The 25,072-nt window shown below is 41.7% G+C and carries 24 protein-coding genes; 15 read left to right on the top strand and 9 right to left on the bottom strand.

Annotated elements, in window-relative coordinates:
* Positions 1-14: 14 nt before the first annotated feature.
* The 7 genes from CSV60_RS06090 (at position 15) to CSV60_RS06060 (ending at position 6,491) form a co-directional block, all read left to right on the top strand.
* A complete protein-coding gene (locus CSV60_RS06090) occupies positions 15-1,496 on the top strand; it encodes an aldehyde dehydrogenase (protein WP_099636328.1) in 1,482 nt (493 codons plus the stop codon).
* Between the two features lie 42 nt (positions 1,497-1,538).
* Positions 1,539-1,868, top strand: a complete 330-nt coding sequence (locus CSV60_RS06085; protein WP_199171289.1) for a hypothetical protein — start codon at positions 1,539-1,541, stop codon at positions 1,866-1,868.
* Positions 1,869-3,317 (top strand): aldehyde dehydrogenase family protein, encoded by a 1,449-nt coding sequence (locus tag CSV60_RS06080; RefSeq protein ID WP_099636327.1) that lies wholly within the window; start codon positions 1,869-1,871, stop codon positions 3,315-3,317.
* Positions 3,318-3,328: 11 nt separating this feature from the next.
* Entirely contained in the window at positions 3,329-3,598 is a 270-nt protein-coding gene (locus CSV60_RS06075; RefSeq protein ID WP_099636326.1) for a YciI family protein, read from the top strand.
* 96 nt (positions 3,599-3,694) lie between these two features.
* Positions 3,695-4,369, top strand: a complete 675-nt coding sequence (locus tag CSV60_RS06070) for a cysteine hydrolase family protein (RefSeq protein WP_099636325.1) — start codon at positions 3,695-3,697, stop codon at positions 4,367-4,369.
* A 110-nt stretch (positions 4,370-4,479) separates the two neighbouring features.
* Positions 4,480-5,931, top strand: coding sequence for a cytosine permease (locus CSV60_RS06065; RefSeq protein ID WP_099636324.1), 1,452 nt, complete (start codon positions 4,480-4,482; stop codon positions 5,929-5,931).
* 44 nt (positions 5,932-5,975) lie between these two features.
* Positions 5,976-6,491, top strand: coding sequence for a flavin reductase family protein (locus CSV60_RS06060; protein WP_199175242.1), 516 nt, complete (start codon positions 5,976-5,978; stop codon positions 6,489-6,491).
* 184 nt (positions 6,492-6,675) lie between these two features.
* On the opposite strand, the gene CSV60_RS06055 is transcribed toward CSV60_RS06060, so the two are convergent.
* From CSV60_RS06055 to mtnK, 6 genes are all read right to left on the bottom strand, one after another.
* A complete protein-coding gene (locus CSV60_RS06055) occupies positions 6,676-7,728 on the bottom strand; it encodes an acyltransferase family protein (RefSeq protein WP_099629962.1) in 1,053 nt (350 codons plus the stop codon).
* Between the two features lie 240 nt (positions 7,729-7,968).
* The gene (locus CSV60_RS06050; RefSeq protein ID WP_099636323.1) at positions 7,969-10,389 is read right to left on the bottom strand and encodes a Lon protease family protein; all 2,421 of its coding nucleotides are present in this window, start codon (positions 10,387-10,389) and stop codon (positions 7,969-7,971) included.
* Between the two features lie 286 nt (positions 10,390-10,675).
* Positions 10,676-11,188 carry a 1,2-dihydroxy-3-keto-5-methylthiopentene dioxygenase gene (locus tag CSV60_RS06045; RefSeq protein WP_099636322.1) on the bottom strand — a complete coding sequence of 171 codons (513 nt, stop codon included), beginning with the start codon at positions 11,186-11,188 and terminating at the stop codon, positions 10,676-10,678.
* 28 nt (positions 11,189-11,216) lie between these two features.
* Complete coding sequence (locus tag CSV60_RS06040) at positions 11,217-11,870, bottom strand: 2-hydroxy-3-keto-5-methylthiopentenyl-1-phosphate phosphatase (protein ID WP_099636321.1); 654 nt, start codon at positions 11,868-11,870, stop codon at positions 11,217-11,219.
* Positions 11,871-11,885: 15 nt separating this feature from the next.
* Positions 11,886-13,079 (bottom strand): 2,3-diketo-5-methylthiopentyl-1-phosphate enolase, encoded by a 1,194-nt coding sequence (locus CSV60_RS06035; protein ID WP_099636320.1) that lies wholly within the window; start codon positions 13,077-13,079, stop codon positions 11,886-11,888.
* Positions 13,080-13,099: 20 nt separating this feature from the next.
* On the bottom strand, positions 13,100-14,290 hold the full coding sequence (gene mtnK, locus CSV60_RS06030) for an S-methyl-5-thioribose kinase (protein WP_158233157.1): 1,191 nt from the start codon (positions 14,288-14,290) through the stop codon (positions 13,100-13,102).
* 254 nt (positions 14,291-14,544) lie between these two features.
* Between mtnK and CSV60_RS06025 the strand changes: the two genes are divergently transcribed.
* The 3 genes from CSV60_RS06025 to CSV60_RS06015 all read left to right on the top strand — a co-directional run bounded on the left by CSV60_RS06025 (position 14,545) and on the right by CSV60_RS06015 (position 18,088).
* A complete protein-coding gene (locus tag CSV60_RS06025; RefSeq protein WP_099636318.1) occupies positions 14,545-16,224 on the top strand; it encodes a glycerol-3-phosphate dehydrogenase/oxidase in 1,680 nt (559 codons plus the stop codon).
* A gap of 155 nt (positions 16,225-16,379) precedes the next feature.
* Positions 16,380-16,583 (top strand): alpha/beta-type small acid-soluble spore protein, encoded by a 204-nt coding sequence (locus tag CSV60_RS06020; protein WP_099629969.1) that lies wholly within the window; start codon positions 16,380-16,382, stop codon positions 16,581-16,583.
* Between the two features lie 620 nt (positions 16,584-17,203).
* The gene (locus CSV60_RS06015; RefSeq protein ID WP_099629970.1) at positions 17,204-18,088 is read left to right on the top strand and encodes a D-alanyl-D-alanine carboxypeptidase family protein; all 885 of its coding nucleotides are present in this window, start codon (positions 17,204-17,206) and stop codon (positions 18,086-18,088) included.
* 148 nt (positions 18,089-18,236) lie between these two features.
* On the opposite strand, the gene bioA is transcribed toward CSV60_RS06015, so the two are convergent.
* Together bioA and bioD are read right to left on the bottom strand one after the other, a co-directional pair.
* Positions 18,237-19,568: an adenosylmethionine--8-amino-7-oxononanoate transaminase gene (gene bioA, locus CSV60_RS06010; RefSeq protein WP_233189557.1), complete on the bottom strand. Its 1,332-nt coding sequence runs from the start codon at positions 19,566-19,568 to the stop codon at positions 18,237-18,239.
* A 7-nt stretch (positions 19,569-19,575) separates the two neighbouring features.
* Entirely contained in the window at positions 19,576-20,313 is a 738-nt protein-coding gene (bioD, locus tag CSV60_RS06005) for a dethiobiotin synthase (RefSeq protein ID WP_158233156.1), read from the bottom strand.
* Between the two features lie 96 nt (positions 20,314-20,409).
* On the opposite strand from bioD, the gene CSV60_RS06000 reads away from it, so the two are divergent.
* A complete protein-coding gene (locus tag CSV60_RS06000; protein ID WP_099636315.1) occupies positions 20,410-20,976 on the top strand; it encodes a biotin transporter BioY in 567 nt (188 codons plus the stop codon).
* 56 nt (positions 20,977-21,032) lie between these two features.
* On the opposite strand, the gene fabG is transcribed toward CSV60_RS06000, so the two are convergent.
* Positions 21,033-21,776 (bottom strand): 3-oxoacyl-ACP reductase FabG, encoded by a 744-nt coding sequence (gene fabG, locus CSV60_RS05995; RefSeq protein ID WP_099636314.1) that lies wholly within the window; start codon positions 21,774-21,776, stop codon positions 21,033-21,035.
* 216 nt (positions 21,777-21,992) lie between these two features.
* Between fabG and CSV60_RS05990 the strand changes: the two genes are divergently transcribed.
* The 4 genes from CSV60_RS05990 (at position 21,993) to CSV60_RS05975 (ending at position 25,024) form a co-directional block, all read left to right on the top strand.
* A complete protein-coding gene (locus CSV60_RS05990; protein ID WP_099629975.1) occupies positions 21,993-22,424 on the top strand; it encodes a BrxA/BrxB family bacilliredoxin in 432 nt (143 codons plus the stop codon).
* Entirely contained in the window at positions 22,421-23,200 is a 780-nt protein-coding gene (locus tag CSV60_RS05985) for a class I SAM-dependent methyltransferase (protein ID WP_099636313.1), read from the top strand. The genes CSV60_RS05990 and CSV60_RS05985 overlap by 4 nt, the downstream gene beginning before the upstream one ends.
* A gap of 608 nt (positions 23,201-23,808) precedes the next feature.
* Positions 23,809-24,396: a YpjP family protein gene (locus tag CSV60_RS05980; protein ID WP_099636312.1), complete on the top strand. Its 588-nt coding sequence runs from the start codon at positions 23,809-23,811 to the stop codon at positions 24,394-24,396.
* 193 nt (positions 24,397-24,589) lie between these two features.
* On the top strand, positions 24,590-25,024 hold the full coding sequence (locus CSV60_RS05975; protein WP_143565320.1) for a DNA cytosine methyltransferase: 435 nt from the start codon (positions 24,590-24,592) through the stop codon (positions 25,022-25,024).
* Positions 25,025-25,072 lie beyond the last annotated feature (48 nt).

Raw genomic sequence — 25,072 nt, 5'->3', positions numbered from 1 at the left:
AGGAGTGTGCCAAGATGTCATTAAAAAGATATAAAATGTATGTCGACGGTGAGTGGATTGAATCGGAAAGTGGTAAATATTTCCCTAGTTATAATCCCGCAACGGGTGAGGCTTGGTGTGAAGTAGCGGAAGGCACTGAAGAAGATGTGAATCGAGCGGTGCAAGCAGCACACGAAGCTTTTCAACATTCAGAATGGGCTGAGATGACCTACACAGAACGTGGTAAACTCGTTCATAAACTGGGTGAGTTGATTTCTCAAAATATCGAGGAACTAGCGGAATTCGAAACGAAGGACAATGGGAAATTACTTAGGGAAATGCGTGGACAACTCACTTATTTACCTGAATTTTTCTATTACTATGCGGGATTGGCAGATAAAATTCACGGCCAAACCATGCCGATAGACAAAAAGGATATATTTGCCTTCACGACAAGGGAGCCTTTAGGCGTAGTGGCCGCGATTACACCGTGGAATTCACCGTTATACTTAACGACGATCAAATTGGCTCCAGCTTTAGTGGCAGGGAATACCATTGTTATCAAGCCGTCTGAAATGACTTCGGCGTCTCTTCTGGAACTGATGAAATATGTAGAAGAAGCAGGATTTCCAAAAGGCGTGGTCAATGTTGTCACTGGTTTTGGAATGCCAGTCGGCAATACGTTGACAGCCCATCCGCTCGTAAGAAGAGTAGCCTTTACAGGGGGCAGCGAATCAGCACGTCATGTCGTCAGGAATACAGCAGAAAACTTTGCGCAAGTATCCCTCGAACTGGGTGGAAAATCGCCGAACATTGTATTTGAAGATGCCGATCCTGAAAGCGCTGCAATGGGTATCATTGCTGGAATTTTCGGAGCATCCGGTCAAAGTTGTGTAGCGGGTTCCCGCGCATTGCTCCACGTAGACATTTACGATCAAGTGCTTGACAAACTGGTGGAGCGCGTCAAACGAATTAAAATAGGAGATCCACTCCTTGACGAGACTGAAATGGGTCCACTTGCTACGGAGGCACAACTAGAACGAGTAAAGGAATATGTCGGTATTGGTAAAGCGGAAGGCGGCAAGGTTGTCATCGGGGGGAAGACTCCAGAAAACACGAAAACAGGTTGGTATTTTGAACCGACCATTATAGAACTGACTGATCATAATGCCCGGATTGTTCAAGAAGAGATTTTCGGTCCCGTGCTCAGCATCATTCCATTTAAAGATGAGGAAGAAGCGATTGCTTTGGCCAATGATACGGAATATGCCCTGGCCACAGGAATTTGGACCCGAGATGTCGCAAGAGCCCACCGTGTAGCAAAAGCCGTTCATGCTGGTATCATATGGGTGAATACATACAGAAGTATTTCTCCACTTATGCCAATCGGAGGTTCCGGACTAAGCGGTCACGGAAGAGAAAGTGGTTTCGATGCGATTTATGAATATACACAAAGCAAAGCGGTTTGGATCAACACATCCAGCGAGCCTATGCCCGATCCATTCATCATGCGATAAGCCGAAGCGGGCCAGTAATATATATAGAGAGGAGCAACCATTATGCATGTTGAAACAGCGATTCATTTGACGGATATAGCATTCGTGCGTCTCTGCAGTGATCGATTTGGGGTGAATAAAGGTGTTTACAATACAATTGATACGTTTTTCTATGATCGAGGATTTGAAGATATAGTGGAAAGACGTAAAAATGTGTTGGTCTTTCTTGAATATATTAAGCGAACTGGCAATGGCGAGGAGCAGCGTGTTAAATTCGGAAGTGGCGGGTTAAGCCTTAAAATCGAAGAATATTTACAAGAAGAACACAAAATCATTCAAATCATGAAGTATCAATCCAATATAGCCACCACTAGCAGAAAGCAGGTAAACTAGATGATGAATAAATCGCTTGCATGCTTAAAAACGCAACACTTACTAATTAATGGTGAATGGGTGGAAACGAAAGAATACACGGATTTGCATTCCCCGTATTCAGGTGAAGTGATTGCCCATATTGCTAAAGCCACAAAAAATGAAACAGATCAAGCAATCGAAACCGCTCTACAGACGCGTAGAGTGATGTCGAAAATGCCTGCTTATCAACGAGCAGAGATTTTGGAAAATTTAGTTTCCTTATTACATGAGCGTTCTGAAGAAGCAGCTGAAATCATTGCCATGGAAGCTGCAAAACCCATTGCAACAGCAAGAGGTGAAGTACTTCGTACAATCGAGACGTATAAATTTGCAGCGGAAGAAGCCAAGCGCATTTACGGAGAGACTCTCCCGCTCGATGCGGCGCGGGGCGGAGTGAATCGTCTGGCCTACACTGTACGGGAACCACTTGGCGTAATTGGCGCTATCACCCCTTTCAATTTTCCGATGAACTTAGTAGCGCATAAAATCGGTCCTGCAATTGCCACCGGAAATACGATTGTGTTAAAACCAGCTGCACAAACGCCATTATCCTCTTATTTTATTGCGGAATTATTAATGGAAGCTGGATTACCGGCAGGGGCGCTTAACGTTATCACAGGCGATGGCCAAGAAATTGGCGATCAAATTGTTACGGATGATCGAGTGAAAATGATTACATTTACAGGCAGTCCAGCAGTCGGTATTGGAATCAAAAATAAAGCTGGATTAAAGAGGGTAACTCTTGAGCTAGGTTCGAATGCAGCTGTGATTATCGACCAGGGCGTGGATCTTGATCAAGTCGTTTCTCGCTGCGTGTCAGGTGCATTCTCCTTCCAGGGGCAGGTCTGTATTTCACTCCAACGCGTTTATATCCACGAAGAGCTATACGATGAATTCGTTTCGAAAATCGTAGAAGAAACGGAAAAGCTCGTAATGGGTGATCCGTTGTGCGAAGACACGGAAGTATCGGCATTAATTTCTTCAAAAGACGTAGAGCGTACATTGAGTTGGATCGACGAAGCCAAAAGCCAGGGGGCAAACGTAGTTACAGGTGGAAAAGTACAAGGGAATATACTTTATCCTACTATTTTGACGGAAGCTGGATCTCATCTGAAAGTTTCCTGCAATGAAGTATTCGCACCCATCCTAGTCATAGATCAAGTGAAGTCAGTAGAGGAAGCGATCGAGCAAGTGAACGATTCGCGTTTTGGTCTTCAAGCAGGAATCTTTACAAATGACATCCACACGGCACTATATGCAGCGGATGAATTGTATGTAGGAGGCGTCATGATCAACGACATTCCAACTTTCCGAGTGGATAACATGCCGTATGGAGGCGTTAAGGAAAGCGGAAATGGAAGAGAAGGATTGAAATATGCGATCGAGGAAATGACAGAAATGAAACTAGTCGTTTGGAATCGTAACTAGGAGGCAAGGTTATGGCTTACTACACGGCATTTTTACACATGATTCAGCCTGAAAAAAATGCAGAAGTTCTACCGCGACATATCGAGTACTTGGATAGGCTCGATGAACAGGGGAAAATCTTCGCCCGAGGTCCTTTTGCCGATCAATCGGGGGGATTAATTATTTATAGAGCGGACTCATTTGAAGAAGCTCAACAATTGGCAGAGGCTGATCCCCATGTAAAAGAAAAAGTCCGTCGACTCGAACTTAAAAAGTGGAATCCCATTTTTAGTGAATTGTAAAAGTGGGCTAGCTCTGCGTTATAAATAAAAGAAGTCAGATTTTTTCTATTCGCTTGTATGGTACATGGTAAATGATGAACGAAAGGAGTGAATTAATTGAATAGTCAGAATCAAGCATTACTCTTAATAGACCTACAAAATGAAGGTGGTACGTCCGCTGTTGCAGGAATGGATGAAATCATTAAAAAAACAGCCAATGTAATCAAAGTATGCAGGCAAAAAAACATACCCATCATTTATACGCGCCATATCAATAGAGGCGATGGAATTGGACTTGCAAACTTAGAACCTGTTGATCAGAATGGGAAGCCGCTTTACTACAATACGAATACCGATTCGATTGATATCATCGAAGAGTTAAAAAATCAACCTGGCGATATCATTGTGGATAAGTACCGATACAGTGGTTTTCATGAATCCAGTTTAGACCTGATGTTGAAAAGCTTAAATATAAAGAACTTAATTGTAGGTGGAGTTCTAACAGATGTCTGTGTCCTATCGACTGTAATGGATGCTTACTATCGTGATTATCAAGTCAATCTAGTGAAGGATATTTGCGGTACCACGACGGTGGGAGCGCATATGGCAGCAGTCTGTATGATGGGTAATTGGGTTTACGATATAAGTATTTTTGATGCGGATCAAATTTGCAATAAATTATTGGGGGAACCTTATCACGCTTGGGAATCTAGTATGCCCGATGAATTACAATTTACCCCGGACAATTTAAGAGAAGTGTATAACAAGTTATCAGCTAACTGTACGGTATGAACAATTTATGCCTCACGTTATGGTGCCCGAATTTCATAGAGCCGTTTAAGCTCAGCCGGAAGTGTAGAACTTTTACCATTCAGGTAAATCGTTAAAAAAGGGGGAAGATTATGAAGTCTATCGAAACAGTAAAGGCCGAGGTAGGCGTAACGGTAGAGGCAGATGCTCTAACACAGCGAAACAACCAGCTAGATGCTACTACGGTAGAACATTACGCGACTGAAGAAGTTCCTATGAGTCAAAGAAATATTGGATTTTTTGACATGGTGGCGATTTGGGTTGGGGCCAACTCAAATAATGCCTCTTGGTATGTAGGAGGAACAGTAGCTGGAATGGCGTTTGCAGGGGCGATTGGCGTCACGTTAATTTCCAATCCTATCGCCTATCTTATATTAGCACTCGTTGGATATATGGGTTTTAAGGTAGGGACATCTACCATGGCTTTGACCAGACCCGCTTTCGGAGTGAGAGGAAGTCTTCTCCCGACGGTACTAAACACCATTGTATTTCTTGGATGGGCAGTAGTTAACACATTTATCGCTGTGATCTCCATGAGTTTTATTTTAAAAGACTTATTTGGTTGGTCAGCGTACGGTGAGCCGGGAAGTGTAGGACCGATGATAGCGGGTATCGTTTTCATGAGTTTGTTGAACTTTGTGGCGGTATCGCTAGGGAGAAATTCCATTAAAATTGTTGAAAGAATCGGTATGGCATTAGTTCTTGTGTTAGGTATTTGGATTACTGTTGTCGTATTGAAAACGCATCCACTGTCAGCCATCATGAATTGGAGTGCGCCAGCAGATTCGGTTATACCAGTTGGAAAGGCTGTAGATATTATGGCTGCGTTTAGTTTGGCATGGGTGTTAGGAATTGCTGAATTTACAAGATATACACGCTCAGCAAAAACAGCGACTGTCGCTCCGCTCGTAGGCGCGTATCTTTCCCTATTATGGTTTGCGTTTATCGGAATCATTGCCACAATCGGTGCAGCGCTGAGTACTGGAATTTATGATCCGGAAAATTCGGACCCTAGTTCTATTGTAACTAATCTAGGTCTAGGATCATTTGCATTAATTCTCATCGTAGTAGCATGTGTGACAACCAATGTTGTAAACTTGATGGCAGCAGGGATTTCCATCACGAATGTGACGAAAAAGATCAAGCCTTTGCACTCTATTTGGATGGTAACCGTCTTAGCAGGATTTTTAATGCTAATACCACTATTCCTAGCTAGTTTCTTGGATACATTTATGGGCTTCTTGGAATATATCGGAATGGTGTTGAGTGCATTGCTAGGAATATTGGTAGCTGACTATTTCATTGTGAGGAAGCGCTCATATGATGTTCGGGAATTCGAGAAAACAGGTGGAGAATACTGGTATTACAAAGGTGTGAATCTAAAAGCCGTGGCTGTTTGGGCATTTGGTGTAGTTTTCTTCTTAGTAGTCAGTAACTCAGAATTTCTCAATAATTCAGTAGGGGCTGTGTATCCAACCATTCTTGTTACGGCAGTGCTTTATAGTCTCGTATCTTTGACAGGTAAGAAACCCCGTTTAACATAAGAAGAACTAGTAAATAATCTATATTGAAAAAGGAGAGATATATTATGGGGAATATCGAAAAACAAGATCTTTTTAAGCAAATTATGGGGAATTATCCGACGGGGGTTACCATCCTGACTACAACGAAAGAAGATGGAACGCCTGTAGGGTTAACAGTTAACTCATTCGCTTCTGTTTCATTAGATCCACTCATGGTGCTATGGTCAATCGATCATAAAGTATCTTCATTGGAAGCGTTCACAAAAGGTGGGAAATTTGCTGTTCACGTTTTGGCGGGCGAGCAACAAGAGCTATGCAAAACATTTGCAAGCAAAGTGGAAGATCGTTTCGCTGATTGCCAATGGGCGCTTTCTGAAAATGGGCTACCAATTATTGAAGGAGCTTTTGGAGTATTTGAATGTAAGACATTCCAAACTATTGAAGCGGGTGATCATACCATTTTAATTGGTGAAGTCTTGGACTTGCAGGCCGACACAACGAAAGAACCGATGTTGTATCACCGCAGATGCTTCGGCTCAGTTCCTCCTGCATTTTATGAGCCAGTTCACTCACCTTCTTAATAGTGATGTAAATAAAAAACCAAGACTTTTTCCGAAAAGTTTCTTGGTTTTTTATTGTGGTATCAGATTTTTCAGATTCTTTCAGAGCTTTGTAAACAGTGATTATAGAGTCAAAAGTACCTGCGTTACAAATCCAACATGAATAGAAAACGATTCATGAATGTTTCGTGCGCAGGTAGTTTTGTTATTGAGCAATTTGCGTGTTCTTTTTCTGTGAAAACCCGCCGAGGAATAATTTTCCGTGCGGCATACATTTTTGTATGATGATTGAAACGAAGATGGGAATAAACAAACCGAAGGCCGTGAAGCCGACAATCCCATACGTAAAGTAATCATTTAATAAAATATCCGTGAAGATGTGTAAATACATGATCGTTAAGGAATGCTTTTCGATTTTTTGTAGCCAATTTAACGATAACTTGGCTACTATGAGTTGGAACGCACCGACTAACACCAGTGTGAAAGAAAGCGGGATGATCAAGTCTAAAAAGAAATGGTCATAGCGCAAAAACTTCATGCTCAAGTGATAGTCAATGACGTGATAGTGGTCTAAAGATATAGCTGTGAGACTAATAAGCAACCCCGTAACTAACCACTTTTTCGGAATGTTCATCCAAAAATTCTTCAAATAATAGCCGAGTGAAAAATAGACGACTGCCATAAGCGCAACATCGATGTTCCAAATCATTGGGATCGTTTGCGCTGCAGTAGATGGAGCACCGCCAATGACACGCATCGCGAACAAGCTTTCAAGGTGGGCAACACTATAAAAAACAGCTAAAATAATGAGTTGTTTTGTACGGCTAAAGTATTTTGTCATCCATAAGAAAAACAAGTATGTAAAGAATAGAGTCGTAACAAACCAGAAAACACCATAGGCACCACGTACAAAACGTCCTCCAACAATAATGGTCCATATATCATGGACGTACCATGACCAATCGAAATTCCCTGAACCAATCTCGATCCCATAACGAATCAGTGTAATACTTACTAGGAAAAACAAATAGGGAACAATCAACTGCATAAATCGTTTTTGAATCGATTGTTTCATGAAGCCTTTCTCGATGACAGGCTTAAAAAACAAACCGCTTAAAATGAAGAAGGCTGGCATGTGAAACCAGTAGATATATTTAACGAGTGGGAAATCCAACTGCCCAGGATAATGTCCCATTACGACGAGAATCATCAAAAAACCTTTGGTGACATCTACCCAAGATAAACGTTTTTTATTCATAATTCGGCTCCTTCAGAAAACTATCGTATTTCCATTGTACAGCTTTTCGACATCGTAGAAGAGAATGTAACAAAAATGACTTGAGAATGTAAGCTAGATGGAAATACATAGGTGTATTTTAATGATTTATTACGGTTGACTGAATAGTATGTATGTATTGACGTACTGCTGAAGAAAGGGCCTGCGCTAGAAACCACGTGAAGTATACTTCTGAAGTGCATTTCAAACGCAGATGCTCTTTCATCTCTCTTGTTCTCGCGCAAATTCCATAAACATCCGTAATTTCATTGCTGCTTTTCCATAGACGGTTTCTTTATCGTAATCTCCTTGTTCATTCGGATGTCCTGCGGGTATACCCGTTAAAATTTCTATTCCTTCTTCAATCGTTCGTACTTTATAAATATGGAACTGTCCATCGCGAACGGATTCAATGACTTCATCATTCAACATTAAGTTTTTCACATTTTGATGGGGGATGAGTACGCCTTGTTTGCCTGTTAGTCCTTTGTTTTTACATACATTATAAAAGCCTTCAATTTTCTCATTTACGCCGCCAATTGGCTGGATTTCCCCTTTTTGATTGACCGAGCCAGTGACAGCTAATCCTTGATGGATGGGAATTTCCGCCAGGCTTGAGAGAATAGCATACAATTCTGTGCTGGATGCGCTATCACCATCCACACCACCATAGGATTGTTCAAAAGCGATATGCGCAGTCAATACCAACGGATACTTTTGGGCGAACTTTTGCCCTAAATATCCTCCTAATATATACACGCCTTTGTTATGTGTATTTCCGCTCATCTGGCTTTCTCTTTCAATATTGACAAAACCTTTCTTACCCATAAACGTGGTAGCCGTAATGCGTGATGGTTTGCCGAAATGATATTGCCCTAAATCATAGACGGCCAGGCCATTTACTTGTCCGATTTTCTCTCCTGTCGTATCAATCAGTATACTTCCTTCATCAATACTCGCTTGAATTTTCTCTTCATATAAATTCGATCGATATCTCTTTTCCTGAATGGCTTTTTCGATATGTTTGGCCGTAACTAGGTCGTCTCCCATGATGCCTGCCCATGCATCCGCTTCATAAAGTAATTCTACTTGTAAATTAAAACGTGTGGATAATTTGTGTTGATCGCCAGCGACACGCGAACTGTATTCAATAATTTTTGCGACAGCTGAAGAGTCAAAATGTCGAAGTCCATATTTTTTGCCATGTGTATGAATGAAACTAACCAACCCTGCAATATTCTCTTGGTTGTATTTCATTTCCACATCAAAGTCTACGCGAATTTTAAACAGTTTACGAAAATCTTCATCGTGATGATAAAGTGCTTGATAAATGTCCATGTTCCCAATAATAATCACTTTTACGTCAAGTTGAATCGGATCTGGATTTACTGAAGCGGTAGCAATGACGCTGGCATGTTCACCTATATTCTCAATTTGTAATTTATGAATTAATAATGCCCTTTTTAAACCTTCCCACGCTTGGCTTTTCGAAAAAATATCTTTCGCTTGGATCAGAAGATACCCTCCGTTTGCATTATGCAAATAGCCAGGTTTTATTTTAGTAAAATCCGTGCTCATGACACCCATTCGATTTTCATATTCCACCTTGCCCATTAGGTTATAAAAAGTCGGGTTATCTGCAGAAATAACGGGCATGCCTGTAGTTTCACTGTGATCGACGAGTACATTTATCGTATATTTTTTTAATGCTTGATTTTCGTCATTGAACAGTCTGCCTAGTTGTTTATCTTCTTTTGTAGTTGGAGTGGATAAAAAAATTTGGAAATTATTCTTGAGATCTTTTCGAACCGCTTTTATATAATGCATCACTTCAGGACAGTCTTTGTAGATCTTTTTTACTTCATCAATATGAAAATCGATTGTCGTAATGGCTGTTTGATGATCAAAGCCTGCCAATGATTTCTTCAAATCTTGTTCAAAACGGAGGATAGATTCTGTCGCTTCCAATATAATTTCTTGTAATTTGACAGAGTTACTTTCAATAGCTGCCCGTTGTTCTTCAGTTAATTTCTTATATGCTTCCTCGCTTATAGGATTTCCGTCTTCACCCATCGGTATTGTCGCTACCGTGGAATCAGACTGTTTCAGTAGAAAGCCGTTCTCAGCAGCTATTTCATTCGTACGTTTATACACTTGATCAACTTGGTCTTTATATTTTCGAATGATCGATGAACGGTTCTTGAGTCGGTTTTCTTCGTTAAAAGCTGTGGGAATATCAACTTGTAAATCTTTCAACAAGTCTTCCATGGACTTTTGAAGTTGTTTTCCCAATCCTACGGGGAGTTTTAGTACTTTTGGTTTGTATTCGTCTTCAAAGTTATTTACATAACACCAGTCAAATAGGGTAGCTTCTTTCTCCGAAAAGTCATGAACGACCGTATTGACAAAAGATGTTTTCCCGACTCCCTCTATTCCCGCGACATATAGATTATATCCGGGTTTATTTACGTGTAGGCCAAAGTTCATCACGGAGCGTGCACGTTGTTGTCCGACGATATTTGTGAGCTTTTCTACATGTTCAGTTGAATCAAATGGAAGTGAAGAGTAGTCTACGATCTTCTTTAATTGTTCAGGTCGTAACTCTGCTTTCGTTTTACTAAATGAATCATGGTAATTTGCCAATTAAACTCACCTCTCTCAATATTTTTCCCTATTCAATACATACCCTTAATGAAGGCAGTACACGCAGGAATCAAATAAAAACTTTTACATAGAGAATAATAGGTGGAAAATGCGATTGAAAATCGCCTAGCCTGACAAAAATTTACGTTCATTGCGCTATGTCTGATCAAGCTAAGTAGGGAAGTCAGACGGAACCGATCTTTCTAGAGACGTGTCAATAACGAAAAGCACCTTAACCTCGTAATGGGAGGAAGGTGCTTTCATTTTTAGAACGCTTATTCATCAATCAATATACTGCAACCCAGCCCTCAGGTGTAACGAAAATCCGAAGAGCTACTACTTGGCGATCCGCTGCCAATGTGAAATAATGACGAATGTTTTCTGGTACAGAAATTAAATCACCCGGATCTAGATGCACTTCAAAAAAGCGCTGATCTTTTCCTTGAATAACGAATACACCATGACCACTGACGATAAAACGAACTTCGTCATCGGTATGATGATGCTCCCGCTCGAAGTTCTTCAACATTTCCTCGATATTCGGTGTGTCTTTAGATAACGAGATGACATCTGCCGCTTTATAGCCACGTCGTTCAGAAATTGCATCAATATTTGATTTGAAAGCGTGGAGAATCTCTTCTTTTTCAGAATCCGTCAGATTGAACTTTTCCCGGAGATGTGCAGGTAATTGGTCAATCGGCCAGTGTTCATAAATAACTTCTTGTTGGGTGAGGAATTGGGCAACTTCCTGTTGTCCTTCAATCACTTCGTTTGACCCTTGAATCGTAATCGTTGCCATAGTAGTAGTCGCTCCTATCTATTTGAAATTATAATTGTGCTTTCACGATGTCGATACAGTCGGTAAATACTTCAAAGCGCGAATACGGAATGTCCAGTTTCTCGCAAGTTTCTGCTAGGAAGTCCCTCGCAATGACTACATCAGCCAATTTTGCGGCTTCAAAGTCTGTTACCGAATCACCGATGACAATGCGTGTCTGTTGCTGATCTGATAGCTTACGCATGATAGACGGTTTACAGCAACCACAATCTTGCTTCGTGCAGTGCGCATCACAAGCATGCGGATAATGAATCCTAGTTCGTTCTTCGTCAAATGTCGCTTCATTACAATAAATTTGATCAAAAGGTCCAAAAGGCTCGAGCACAGGATGAACGAAGAAATCGATTCCGCCACTGACAATATAGAGTGGAATATTCTGTTCCCTCGTAAACTGTACAAACTCGCTGAATCCTTCTCTGATTTCCGCATCCCGTAAGACGAAAGAAATGATGTCCTTTTGTAGCGAACTCGGAATGAACGAAAACAGTTGCCTGACCCCATCTTGGATCGAGATGTTTTGTTGTAATATATCATCTGTTATCTCTTTCCAGCCAGGCACTGCGAATTCTTTCATAATGCTGATAATATTATCTTTTTTCGTAATCGTCCCATCAAAATCACAGAAAATTACTACGTTACTCATCGTTCACCCTCCACTTTACTTAACGTCAATCGTGCCCCATTGATCCAATGCGAGCCGCAAGGGGCTGGATGTTTTTGCAGCTTCTGGTAACGGAATTTGATGAACACTTGCATCGATTGCTGCGCGGAAAGCCTGTGCACCAGGTGTTGGACCATCTGGGTGCCCAAAAATTCCGCCTCCTGCATTGATGACCAAGTTGTCACCGAAGTCTTCAAGCAACTGTGGGACCATTCCCGGATGAATTCCAGCAGAAGGCACTGCAAACGTTCGCTCAAATCCATTATCTTTTATTAACTCCTCATTAATTCCCAGTGCATCTTCGCGTGAAATCGCCACATTGCCATATGGACTCGGGAAGAGCGAGAGGTCACCACCAACTAGACGCGTCAACTTTCCAACAAGCAAAGGATAGGAAAATCCACTGCCAGCTTGACCTGCGAGCACACCGGATAATGCGGAGTGGGCGAGAATCGGTAATCCGATATTATCGTTTTCCCGTAGTGATTGTAGCGTATCCAGACCATAGGCATGCACATTGAATAATAAAGCGCTTGCGCCTAGTTCAGTTGCGCGTTCTGCTTTTTCATGCAATTCATGGGATCTCCCTGATAAATTGACGGCATATAAAGCATGTGCGCCTGTTTTCTCGTAATGATGCGTGAGAATGTCTTTAGCAGTAGTTACGCGTTGATAAAAAGGTGTTAATTCATTTTCGAAAAGAATTTCATCGTCCTTGATCAAATCGATACCACCAGCTAATAATTCTTGGAGTTGAGTGGAGAAAAAGGATAAATCCCGTCCCATCACTCCTTTGAAGATCGCTTTCAATAGCGGTCGATCGTAGACACCGAGCTTTTCTCGAATACCCTTAACACCAAAGCGTGGGCCAGGGAATTGTGCGAGTAATGAATGATCAAACTGCAAATCAATCAGTTCATACCCTTCGAAAAAGGATAATTTTCCGTAGACCGTAGTAAAGATTGCGGGTAGGTCTGCTGAAAAGTTAGCAGACGGATAAAAAATCGTCACAGTGTCTTTCTGCTCGCCTTTGACAACAGATACCAATTCGCCTTTATGATGTTTCAATTGTTGCTGCTCAATATGGGGGATATCGGTCCATGAACCAATCGTTAACCCAAGCGCATGTTGTTCTGCAATTTTTTCCTGATTCGGATGAGTGGGGAATAAATAGGTTGCTGTAACGCCCATCGAATTGCCTCCTCTACTATTTATCTAGTTGCTTGAAACCAATGACTCAATTGTTCTAGAGAATAAATATGTTTTCGCTCCATAATCATATATTTACCTAATGCCAAGACTTCTTTTCTAGCCGCCATGCGCAAGTCTTCATCTTGTTCTGTATTCATGTCTGGAATTTGTGCAATACTGATTGCTCGTCGTACTAATTCACATCCTGCATAGCCAATGATATCAGTAAAAAGTTCTTCCATAATAATCGTGTAAAATCCATCGACTTTTGTATAGCGTTCATGTGTACTGGTCTGCCATAGGTTTGAAAATGTTTCCGCAAATGCATACCATGTTTCTTTCGCTTGCTCAAAACGCTTTTCTTTATAGTTGGGGAAGGCAATCCCGTTCAAAAATAGGTTCGCGATGAATTGTCCAAGGTCAAAACCAAAAGGACCGAAAAGTGCAAACTCCGTATCGAAAATCACTGTTCGGTTATCTCCCGTGAAAATTGCGCCGCTATGCAAATCGCCGTGAATAAGGCCATCCGCTTTTGTCATGAATTTATGTTTCAGTTGAGCTACTTCGAGTAATAAGCGCTGGTCTTGACTGAGGAATTTCACTTCATTGCGCATACCAGTCTCACACTCATTGGTCTCGTGGTCACTGTAAGGCCAATCAAACACCAATTGCTCAGTTAACTGTCTCATTCCAGGGTTTGCTAATCGTGCTTGTAGCTCCTTTTTAATGGGCGAGGGCATATAGAAATCAGATGTTTTAAACAGCACCTCAGCAGTCATCTTGCCGATGTCTGTCGCAAAGCGAGCGGACTCACTTCCATTGATTAATGCAGTTCGGCCAACTTCAAGAGGAAGCATGTCTTCCATCACAACGATCGCCATCACTTCGTCCAAATGTAAGACGGAAGGCACGCTTTTCGGAAGGATTTCTTCGTATACCTTCATCACTTCCGCTTCAATACGTACGCGGTCAAGTGGTAGAGGCATCGATTCGCCAACAACTCGTGCGTATGGAACTGCTTGCTTAAAAATGATGGACCTATATTCATTTCGTAGTCTATATACGTGATTGATCTTGCCATCACTTACTTCAATAACTTTTATGTCTCCAGGTTCAGGAAAGAAACCTAGATTTCTCACATACTGTTTGATCTCCTCGATTTCTAAAAAACGATATGTAGTATAGTTCTGTTTATTGACAAATACGTCCATCCATACGACCTCCTGTAGTATAAAAAAAGACCGATCCATTAACGGACAGGTCTGTTACAAACAAATGTCTATCTCATTATTTGGTAATGTAGCCTGTATGCCGAGTTCTCTAGTTGTGTTATTTGACTATAAATCCTACTAAATATGTAGAAATTATCACATGAATCAAATAATTTGTCAATTAACTTTAAAAGTATTCGGATTAGTTGTAGTATTATGCTATTGAAGATGTGAAGATAGGAGCTTGTTTATATATGATAAAACGACAGCCTCGCTTTCGACGAGAGGATATATTGGAAAATATACGAACAGAAGAATTCGATGTACTTATAATAGGAGGAGGCGTGACGGGAGCGGGTATAGCGCTTGATGCAGCGAGCCGGGGATTACAAACAGTGTTGGTGGAAATGCAGGACTTTGCGGCAGGAACATCTAGTCGCTCGACGAAAATGATTCATGGGGGATTACGGTATTTAAAGAACCTCGAGTTTAAAATCGTTTCACAAACTGGACAGGAACGTGCGGTAGTGTATGAAAACGGACCACATGTGACGACACCTACATGGTTGTTGTTGCCCATTTATAAAGGAGGGACGTTTGGTAAATTTAGCAGTTCAATTGGTTTGCGTGTCTATGATACATTAGCCAAAGTAAAGAAATCAGAACGTAAAAGCATGTTATCAAAAAAGCAGACACTTCGTGATGAACCAAAGTTGAATCCAACAGGTCTCCTCGGTGCAGGGAAATTCGTAGAATATCGATCAGATGATGCACGTTTAACGATTGAAGTGATAAAAGAAGCTGTTCAGTACGGAGCCTCGGTTTTAAATTATACAAAAGTGACAAAATTTGTTTATCATGACGGCAAAGTAGCAGGTGTCGAAACGATTGATCAATTAACGGGAAAATCTCGAATGATTTTCGCTAAAAAAGTCATCAATGCAACTGGACCATGGGTTAATGAAGTCCGTCACAAAGATGCAGTGCCTGATCAAAAACAACTTCATTTAACTAAAGGTGTTCATTTGGTCTTTGATCAACGGGTCTTTCCTTTAGAACAAACTATTTATTTTGATACACCGGACGGGCGCATGGTGTTGGCGATTCCGCGCAATGGCAAAACATACATAGGAACAACCGATACAGATTATCGAGGAAGTTTGACGGAGCCGCAGATTACACAGGCGGATAAAGAATATTTGCTAAATGCTATTCATTTTGTTTTTCCGAAACTGGAGATTAGCGAAGAACAAATTGAATCGGGGTGGGCAGGCCTTAGACCACTTATACAAGAAGAAGGAAAGAGCGTTTCGGAGATATCCCGAAAAGATGAAATCTGGATTTCAGATTCCGGTTTATTAACGATTGCTGGCGGAAAGTTAACAGGGTATCGCAAAATGGCGGAAACGATTGTCGATCGTATCGCTGCAGATCTTAATACTTCATATGGCAAAAAAGTTCCGTCTTGCCGTACAAAAAAGCTGCCTATTTCAGGTGGTCATGTAGGTGGTTCAAAAGGGTTTGAAGCTTTTGTTAAGAGAAAAGTGAAAGAAGGGATGAGCCTAGGATTATCTGAGCAAACGGCTTATGCACTCGTCACCCATTATGGATCAAACGTCGATGAGATATTCGGCGTCATCCAAAACGGAAAGGCTGATGCACGAAGAGCCAATTTACCGATTGAAATTTACGCACAAGCGTGGTATTCCATTTCAAAAGAATTCGTTTGTACACCTGTAGACTTTTTCTGGAGACGAACGGGCGCATTGCTCTTTGACATCGACTGGGTCGATCAATGGCAAGAGCCTGTCATTAATTTCCTAGCTGTTCAACTTGGCTGGTCAAGTGCCGTGAAGAAAAAAATGACCGAAGAGTTAGAGCGTACTAAACAATTGTGTAAGGGAAAACTAATCGAAGAAAAAATACAATCATAAGTTTGCAACCTCTGCCAAAGTGGAACGGTAGAGGTTGTTTATTTTTTTGTTCGATTGCCTATAATATGAAGGAAATAAAAAAACATCATTTTTAAAAATTAACAGTATGTTTTTTTAAAATCTGCTCATTCTATTGTCAGAAGGAGGTGGACAACATGCCAAACAACAGTAACTCAAACCAACTATTAGTGCCAGGTGTACAACAGGCGATCAACCAGATGAAGGAAGAGATCGCAAACGAATTCGGTGTAAACCTTGGACCAGACTCCACATCGCGTGCCAACGGATCCGTCGGCGGAGAAATTACAAAGCGATTAGTGCGTCAGGCTCAATCTCAAATGAACGGTTATACGAAGTAATCGGTTCTATTCCCCAGATTAGCATGTGAAAAATCAATGTCACTATACGCTTTGATTTCTCAAAAACAAAAAGACGATGATTCATTCGAATGTGAATGGATTGTCGTCTTTTTTGTGAGGTTAGAGACATTTTGACATTAAAATAAATAGTCGGAAGAGACACGATTGAACTAAAAAAAAATAGAAAATATGCTGCATATCCATGATGGCGACCATGAAACGTTACATAGTTGAAACTATATAAAATGATGAATAAGGTTGAATAATAATACTGGTATACCGTCATCTGTAAACAGGTTAACTGTTCAGGTAATGGTGTACTAAATATAAAACTATTGAGGATGTCCAAATGAAACGCTGGATACGGTTTGTAGTCGTTGTCCCGTTTGTTCTTTCTTCCGATACTACACCGAAGGTCATGAACAGTATTCCAAGCATTGCAAAAAAGCACAAGACTTAATAGCCACTGGTAAAATAAAAATTACAAGTAGATCTTCTCACCAAGGGTGAAATTATTTTCCACTTTTGCATATTTTCTATCCTTCATATAATCTTCAGAAACACCCGCTACCATTCAGGGGACTTTTCCTTCATAATGAATAGTATAGGCAGGTGTATAAATGAAGAAATTACTACTAGTATTACTCATCTGTTTGGGGATCTATGCAGTCGTTACTCAATGGACCGATGTGCAACCGATAGATGACAATTGGAGTGCATCTTCTGAGGCTATGATTCTTTTGAATGCAGATACAGGTGAGGTGTTATATGAGAAAAACAGCAAAAAGTCCTTACCGATTGCTAGCATGACCAAATTAATGACGCAATATATCGTGTTGAATACGATCAAAAATGGCACGATTTCCTGGGAAACTATCTACCAGCCAAGTCCCACCGTTCTAAATATGGCACAGTTTGCGAGTGCTGCGAAACTAGGCATGCAGGCCAATGAAAGCTACACAGTACGTGAATTATTTACTGCGATGACGATCATTTCAGCGAATGATGCGGCCCTTGCTTTGGCTGAAATGGTGGGTGGAACGGAAGAGGAGTTCGTTGCCATGATGAATGAACAAGCGCGTGCGTTTAAACTAAAGAAAACTGTTTTCTTTAATCCACATGGCTTGGATGGCGATTATTTAGGTAGAGGCGAAGGGAAAAACAATTTGGCTTCCGCTAAAGACCTGGCAATTATTGCGGATCGACTCATTCAAACGCATCCCGAAGTATTGGAATTTACTAGTATGACACACTTCATGTCTACACAAGGAGTAAAGATGTGGAATACGAATCTTCTGTTGCCTGGTATGCGTATGCAAATGAATGGAATGGATGGGTTAAAGACGGGATATACGGATGCCGCTGGTTCTTGTTTTACAGGAAGCGGGGTATTCAATGGAGAACGCGTAATTTCCGTATTAATTGGAGTAGAGGAAGTAGACGGCGATACAATAGAACCGCGTTTTAATGTGACACGGGAAATGGTGGAGCGCTATGCGCAGTGATGGTTCACTACGATCCGTTTATGGATGCAAAGATGCCCATTACTACCGATTGGATAATAGCATGATGAACACCAAATGAAAATTCAAACAAGACTGCACTAGAAACAATCATTGTTTCTAGTGCAGTCTTGTTTTATAAAGCTTGTAGTTATTGCTGGATATTACCCATGCCCACTAATTCTTCCGTCGCCGCCTGTATTCCTGCTTTCATCAGTTTCACCATCTCCGCTAACTGTTCATTTGAAGTAGCGAGAGGTGGCATCAGGACAATGACGTCGCCGAGCGGCCTAGTCAGTAAACCGAGCTCTCTCATTATAAGCGTAGCGCGGTAAGCAACACGGCTTTCCACTGAGAAAGATTCTTTAGTATGCTTGTCTTTGACGATTTCAATTCCGCACATCAAGCCACATTGTCTAACATCTCCTACATGCGGAAGTTGCTGAATATCCACTAGCAATTCTTTAAGTAACGCAGCTTTTTCCTCTGCTTGCTTCACTAGTTGCTCTTTTTCGAAAATCTCCAAGTTCGCTAATGCCACTGCACAACCCAGCTGGTTCCCCGTGTAGGAGTGTCCGTGGAAGAATGTTTTCATTTCTTCATATTCTCCGTAAAACGCATTGTAAATTTCTTCGGTCGCGAATGTAGCAGCGACTGGCAAATAGCCTCCTGTAAGTCCTTTTGCTACAGTCATTAGATCAGGCTCTATGTCTTCATGCTCGACAGCGAACATTTTCCCAGTCCGTCCGAAACCGGTGGCTACTTCGTCGACAATTAGTAATACGTTAAATTCTTTGCATAATTTTTCAACGCCCTTTAAATAACCTGCTGGCATCGTATTCATTCCGCCGGCTCCTTGAATCATCGGCTCAAGCACCATTCCTGCGATTTCTTCATGACGTTCTTCAAATAGCAAACGCAGTTGACGTAGGCTTTCATCTCGCACGGTATTCGCATCAACTGAAGGATGGCGGTAAACTGACGGGAACGGGATGACGAGCGCATCAAATAATAGGGAAGTATAGACTTTGTGATACAGTTCAATAGACCCAACACTCATCGTACCGACCGTATCGCCATGATATCCATTGCTGACAGTTACAAAACGCGTTTTTTTCTCGAGGCCTTTATTCTGCCAATATTGATACGCCATCTTCACCGCTATTTCAACAGCCGTCGCGCCGCTGTCGGAGTAAAATACACGCGTCAATTTTTCAGGTACTAATTCCACTAATTTCTCCGCTAGCAGAATCGAAGGTATATTTGCAGCACCGAGTAACGTCGAATGCGCAATGGACTGTAGTTGTGTTTGAATCGCGTCGTCTAGCTCTTTTTTTCGGTGGCCGTGTACATTTAGCCACAAAGAAGAATAGCCGTCCAAATACGTTTTGCCATGTATATCCGTAACGGTCACACCTTCGCCACTTGCGATGATCAACGGATCTTTTTCGTAATCCGACATTTGTGTAAACGGCAGCCACATATATTGCTTACTTTTCTCGAGCAACTGATTTGCTTCCACTTGGTAACGCCTCCTCTAAAATTGAATAATCCCATTCTTCGTAGCATGTCTGTATCTTTTCCGAATCACTTAATGTTTCTTGAATGTCTTTCTGATAAGGAATGATCCCAATCACTGGGACACCGCTCAGCTTATAGATCATTTCCACATTATCTTTGATGATGTTGGGGAAGTCTTGCGCCAAATCATTGAATAAAAGCCCTGCGATGCGAATGCCTCTTGCTTTCATTGCTTCAATTGAAAGGAGTGTATGGTTTATCGTCCCAACTCCTGCTCGTGCCACTACTACAACAGGGGCCTGCAGTTCCTCCATCCAGTCGATCATGCAATAGCCTTCAGAAGTGAGCGGAACATATAGCCCTCCAGCTCCTTCTATTACAATTCCGTCATTACTACTGCAAAGTTTCTTCACGGATTGAGTCAATTTGTCTGTATCAATTTGTACATTTTCCAACCTAGCTGCTAAATGAGGCGAGCAAGGTGTAGTGAATAAATAGTCGGGATTTAGTTGTTCTCTGTCAGACGCTAGTCCATACGTCATACTATCTGGTGCCGCAATGCGTTCATTGTGAATAACTGCTCCCGTTTGGATAGGTTTAAACGGTACGAAATGCCGACCGTTTTTAGATAAAAAGTCACTGAGTAACACAGTGGCTACGGTTTTTCCTACATCGGTATCTGTTCCGGTAATGAATAATATCGACACATTGTATTCTCCTTTTAAAAATATGTGTTAACTAAGTTCTGAATTATGTTAACATATATTTGTAGAGACAACAATAGAAAGTAGGAGGATCAGAAAATGAAACCAAAGGAAATTGTGTTTTGCGCATTATTTGCAGCATTGATGGGGGTGGGAGCGAACATTGCACCACTGTTGACGATCGGAGGGGTGCCAGTCACACTTCAATTACTATTCGCTATATTGGCAGGTGGATTACTAGGCAGCCGATTGGGCGCCTGGTCTATGTTTGCTTATTTATTTATTGGGTTGGCAGGCGCGCCGATATTTGCCCAATTTAAGGGAGGCCTCGGCAGTTTCCTCAGCCCGACGTTCGGCTACATTATTTCTTTCATCTTTGTAGCGTATATCGTAGGCAAATTCTTCAAGCGTAAACCGTCGTGGATCAGTTACGCGGGGGCAGGTTTTCTTGCGATAGCGGGTAATTACATAATCGGCACAAATTATATGTATTTTGCCTATGTATACTGGGTAGAAGCGCCTGCAGGCTTCAGTTATGTACTAGCATGGTCTTGGATGGTTGCATATTTACCACTGGATATCGGGGTGACAATTCTGTCTATCATATTGATTCCAAGACTTCAGAAAGCTATCAAATACCAGCCCCTAGGCAAGCGTTTAGCATAAAAAAATATACCTGTGTAAGAACGATTGAACAGTTCTCACGCAGGTATATTTGTACATTACACCATCAAAAATCCACCGCTTACACTAATGCACTCACCATTCACAAAACTCGAGTCATCTGAAGACAAGAACGCTACAACCGAAGCTACTTCCGCGGGGTCACCCATACGACCAGCAGGCGTTAACATCGTCGCCATTTTCTTCACGTCTTGTGGCAAATCCTTCGTCATATCCGTATTAATCTGACCTGGCGCAACCGCATTCACCGTAATCTGCTTCCCGCCATTTTCTTTAGCTAATGTTCTCGTCAATCCAAGCACACCGGCTTTCGACGCGCTGTAATTTGCCTGACCCATATTGCCCCAGCTGGAAGAAGAAGAGACATTAACAATCTTGCCGTATTGTTGCTTTCGCATTTGTGGAATGACTGCTTGGCACGTATAGAACATACTGTTGAGATTGACGTCCATGACCGAATGCCACTGCTCGGGCGCCATTTTGTGGAAGAATGAATCTCTCGTTATACCTGCGTTGTTAATCAATATATCAATCTTGCCGAACTTCCCGTAAATAGTAGAGAACGTTTTCGTCACATCTTCCGGATCGGCCACGTCGCACTTCATTGCGAAAACCTTTTCACCTGAAGCATCTAATGCAGAAGCTGTTGTTTTCAACTGTTCAAAGTTTACGTCTAAGATTATCACCGAAGCACCATCGCGAAGTAAACGCTCCGCTATCTTCTCTCCGATTCCTTGTGCTGCGCCCGTTACGACAGCAATTTTATCCACTAATTTTCCCATCACTCACACTCCTCATCACTCTTATGGAATAGTTAGATAATTTTATCATAAATGAATGATGATTCATATAGGGAAGTAGTAGCTTTGTGATGGAGTGGTAAATAGACGATTCCGTCATTCACCAATTCAATCACGTGAAATAATTCACTCTATCCTTTACTATTAAAAACAGTACGGCATAAAATACGCAACTAAATGAAAGGCGGAGATATACAAATGAACGCTTATGATGAGTACATGCGCGGGATTGTTACACCGATGCGCGAAGAACTAACAACTGTTGGGTTTACGGAACTCACAACGGCTGAAGAAGTCGATAATACGCTAAAAGACTTGGAAGGCTCAGCCGTTATTGTGATCAACTCTGTGTGTGGCTGTGCAGCAGGTTTAGCACGCCCCGCAGTACGCGAGGCAATAGAAGAGGTAAAACCGGATCACTTGTTTACAGTATTTGCTGGACAAGATAAGGAAGCGACAGAAACTTTCCGTTCGTACTTCCCGGAAATTCCACCAAGCTCGCCGTCCATTGCGATTTGGAATGAAGGTAAAGTTGTATACTTTATTCCACGTGAACAAATCGAGAATTTCCAAAAAGATCAAATTAAAGATCATCTAGTCGACGTCTTAACTCAAGTAGTCGCTCAGTGAACGTGATTATTACGACAGCAGGACGACCTGATGAACATTCCGCTACACTGGTGCAGCAAGCAGCGGACGCGTTACAGGCGCCTGTCGTCGAACGAAAAAAGCGGTCCATTCCTACACTGCAGAACATCTATCAAGCAGATGTTCTAGTGGCGGGGAAGGACCGCTATTCGTTTTACCCAAAAGGCAGCGACGAACCGTTTTTCTTTCATCCGAACTCTGCGACTTATCGCTTGAAACGCATACTAAAAGGCGAAATAGATCCACTTGTGGCGGCAGCCGATCTACAGCCAGGAGACTCATTCCTCGACTGCACACTGGGACTCGGGTCCGACGCGATCATCGCATCCAGCACTGTGGGAGAAAAAGGAATAGTTGAAGGAATCGAAGGGGACCCAATCGTCGCGTTTCTCACAAAGGTTGGTTTACACAACTTCCCCATCGACTTTCCATTACTACAGGATGCGATGAGTCGGATTCAAGTAATTCACTCGAAAGCTATAGATTTCCTGAAAACCTGCGATACGAACTCACGCGACGTCGTATTCCTTGACCCGATGTTCACGACACCGATCGAAGAGTCCTCAAACTTTGAAGTGCTACGTGCAATCGGTGTAACTGATACTGTCTCGGAACAATGGGTAGAAGAAGCTTTGCGCGTATGCAGACGCCGAGTCGTTTTGAAAGACCATTATCAGTCTCCGCTGTTTGAACGCTTCGGCTTTATTCAGCAAATTCGCCCGTATACGAAAGTCCATTATGGCGTGCTTGAGAAATGAAATGGCCTTTGGCGCGGTTAGGAGGTGGAATGGCGCGGTGTTCTGTTGGAATAGCGCGGTTGTCTGCTGGTTTGGCGCGGTATTTCTGACTTTTAGCGCGGTCCCACGACTGAATAGCGCGATTCTACCTCTTTTTAGCGCGGTCACTTCATTTTTAGACTTGGCAACTTCCATAGAAAAAAGACTGTATGGCTTTATTCAAAGCCATACAGTCTTTTATGTTTTTACATAACGCCAGCCTCTCGGGTCACTTCAGCCGCATCGTAAAGGTAAAAGTGCGCACCTTTTCGATACGTCTTCCAGTGCCTGTCGAGGCTAGATGGCGTTCTTCGCTTTTGGATTAGTGCGTGAAATTTAGGGAGCTCAAGTACAAAGTCAATACAAGCATACCAATACCTAATAGTAAGTTAACATCCATTGTTGCGACCTCCTTTATATGTAGCGCGTTGATTGACATCCGCTTAACTTGCAATCAAAGAACATTTTGTGAAAATGATGATTGAAGTTTGACTTTATTGTACAATGAAATAGTGAAAGATGAAACCTTTTGTGACGCTTTTCGTATGAGTTATGTAGATGTTTGACGGAATGTTGAAGGAGTGATGAAAATGAAGCAATGGTTACAGCGGCTGATGATCGCATCTGTCGCCGTGTTGACACTGGGCGTCATTACACCCAATCATGAAATTTGGACAAATTTTCAAGACAAGCATGAACCGAATGAATCGGGTACCCGCGCAGAAGGTATGGAGTATTCCCTTGAACTGCATAACACAAGAAATGACTTACTGACACTCGATAGTTACACTGAAGAACAGCAATTGGTCGCACACGCACGTCTATTAACGTATGAAAAGTTTGGACAGCGTATCGGCCCCGTTATCCAGAATGAATTCGATAACGAGATTTTCCCACGAATTGAAGCAGTAATCCAAACGACCGTACATAATGCAGCAGATCGTCGTCTTGCCATAACCGAGCAACCTTCAGGGGATTATGCGGAAAAGATTTTCCATGTCTACGATAAGACGGCGAATCAAGATCTTATCAAATTCCACGTGCGGACAGAAAAGCGACCGGGTGACGGCTACTTCTATAATTTTCATTACCATACAGCGGATGATGGCTTTGTCGCGCACCACATAGTTGGCGATATATTCTGGTCTAAGAACACACCGCCGAAATGGCTAACCTAAAATTTATTGAACACTCGTCTTGATGACGGGTGTTTTTTTGTTTTTTAAACATTCATAAAACAATGGCTCCTGAATGTAAAAAATATTAAGTAAGGCAATAAACCGTGAAAAAACAAATAAAAAGCATGCTCTACAATTTTCAACTTAAATTAGTCATTTTTCCATTATAAAAAACAGTCAATTAGACAAATCGGTGAGTTTTTTAGAATTGGATGTTTGTGAGCAGTATACTATTTCGCAACCTATCACGTTATCGAAACTAGCAGGCAGTGTTCCGTCTGGATCTTATACACGATTACTGGACCTTATGGAAGACTACGCCTATACAATTACCAATAGGAAAGATCGCAGCCCTAATAATGGCGGGATTAAAATGAAGGATGGAAACTATGGGTATCTGACCATGCTTGAGTGTTGGAGATTGATGGGTTTTGAAGACAGAGACTTTCAAGCAACGCTACAAGAGCATCCAACAAATGGAGCTATGAACAGGACGCTTTATCACCAAGCAGGCAGCAACATTGTTGTACAAGTTATGGAATCAATATTTGAATTAATACTGAGCGAGAAGTATGCAGTTGAAGATGTAATGGAAAACGAAAGTGGTCAAATGCAATTGATATGTTAAACAAATAAAAAAAGACTAGGATTTCTCCCCATCTTTGCTGACATTATT

This window comes from Sporosarcina sp. P7, from assembly GCF_002743425.1.
GTDB lineage: Bacteria > Bacillota > Bacilli > Bacillales_A > Planococcaceae > Sporosarcina.
Note: the sequence above shows the minus strand (reverse complement) of the source record. Positions and strands in the feature narration are given on the sequence as shown.

Bases quoted from the DNA above. Each gene is read 5' to 3' on its own strand.
- CSV60_RS06090 (WP_099636328.1), top strand. From the start codon at position 15: ATGTCATTAAAAAGATATAAAATGTATGTCGACGGTGAGTGGATTGAA.
- CSV60_RS06085 (WP_199171289.1), top strand. From the start codon at position 1,539: ATGCATGTTGAAACAGCGATTCATTTGACGGATATAGCATTCGTGCGT.
- CSV60_RS06080 (WP_099636327.1), top strand. From the start codon at position 1,869: ATGATGAATAAATCGCTTGCATGCTTAAAAACGCAACACTTACTAATT.
- CSV60_RS06075 (WP_099636326.1), top strand. From the start codon at position 3,329: ATGGCTTACTACACGGCATTTTTACACATGATTCAGCCTGAAAAAAAT.
- CSV60_RS06065 (WP_099636324.1), top strand. From the start codon at position 4,480: ATGAAGTCTATCGAAACAGTAAAGGCCGAGGTAGGCGTAACGGTAGAG.
- CSV60_RS06060 (WP_199175242.1), top strand. From the start codon at position 5,976: ATGGGGAATATCGAAAAACAAGATCTTTTTAAGCAAATTATGGGGAAT.
- CSV60_RS06055 (WP_099629962.1), bottom strand. From the start codon at position 7,728: ATGAATAAAAAACGTTTATCTTGGGTAGATGTCACCAAAGGTTTTTTG.
- CSV60_RS06045 (WP_099636322.1), bottom strand. From the start codon at position 11,188: ATGGCAACGATTACGATTCAAGGGTCAAACGAAGTGATTGAAGGACAA.
- CSV60_RS06040 (WP_099636321.1), bottom strand. From the start codon at position 11,870: ATGAGTAACGTAGTAATTTTCTGTGATTTTGATGGGACGATTACGAAA.
- CSV60_RS06035 (WP_099636320.1), bottom strand. From the start codon at position 13,079: ATGGGCGTTACAGCAACCTATTTATTCCCCACTCATCCGAATCAGGAA.
- mtnK (WP_158233157.1), bottom strand. From the start codon at position 14,290: ATGGACGTATTTGTCAATAAACAGAACTATACTACATATCGTTTTTTA.
- CSV60_RS06025 (WP_099636318.1), top strand. From the start codon at position 14,545: ATGATAAAACGACAGCCTCGCTTTCGACGAGAGGATATATTGGAAAAT.
- CSV60_RS06020 (WP_099629969.1), top strand. From the start codon at position 16,380: ATGCCAAACAACAGTAACTCAAACCAACTATTAGTGCCAGGTGTACAA.
- CSV60_RS06015 (WP_099629970.1), top strand. From the start codon at position 17,204: ATGAAGAAATTACTACTAGTATTACTCATCTGTTTGGGGATCTATGCA.
- bioA (WP_233189557.1), bottom strand. From the start codon at position 19,568: ATGTGGCTGCCGTTTACACAAATGTCGGATTACGAAAAAGATCCGTTG.
- CSV60_RS06000 (WP_099636315.1), top strand. From the start codon at position 20,410: ATGAAACCAAAGGAAATTGTGTTTTGCGCATTATTTGCAGCATTGATG.
- fabG (WP_099636314.1), bottom strand. From the start codon at position 21,776: ATGGGAAAATTAGTGGATAAAATTGCTGTCGTAACGGGCGCAGCACAA.
- CSV60_RS05990 (WP_099629975.1), top strand. From the start codon at position 21,993: ATGAACGCTTATGATGAGTACATGCGCGGGATTGTTACACCGATGCGC.
- CSV60_RS05980 (WP_099636312.1), top strand. From the start codon at position 23,809: ATGAAGCAATGGTTACAGCGGCTGATGATCGCATCTGTCGCCGTGTTG.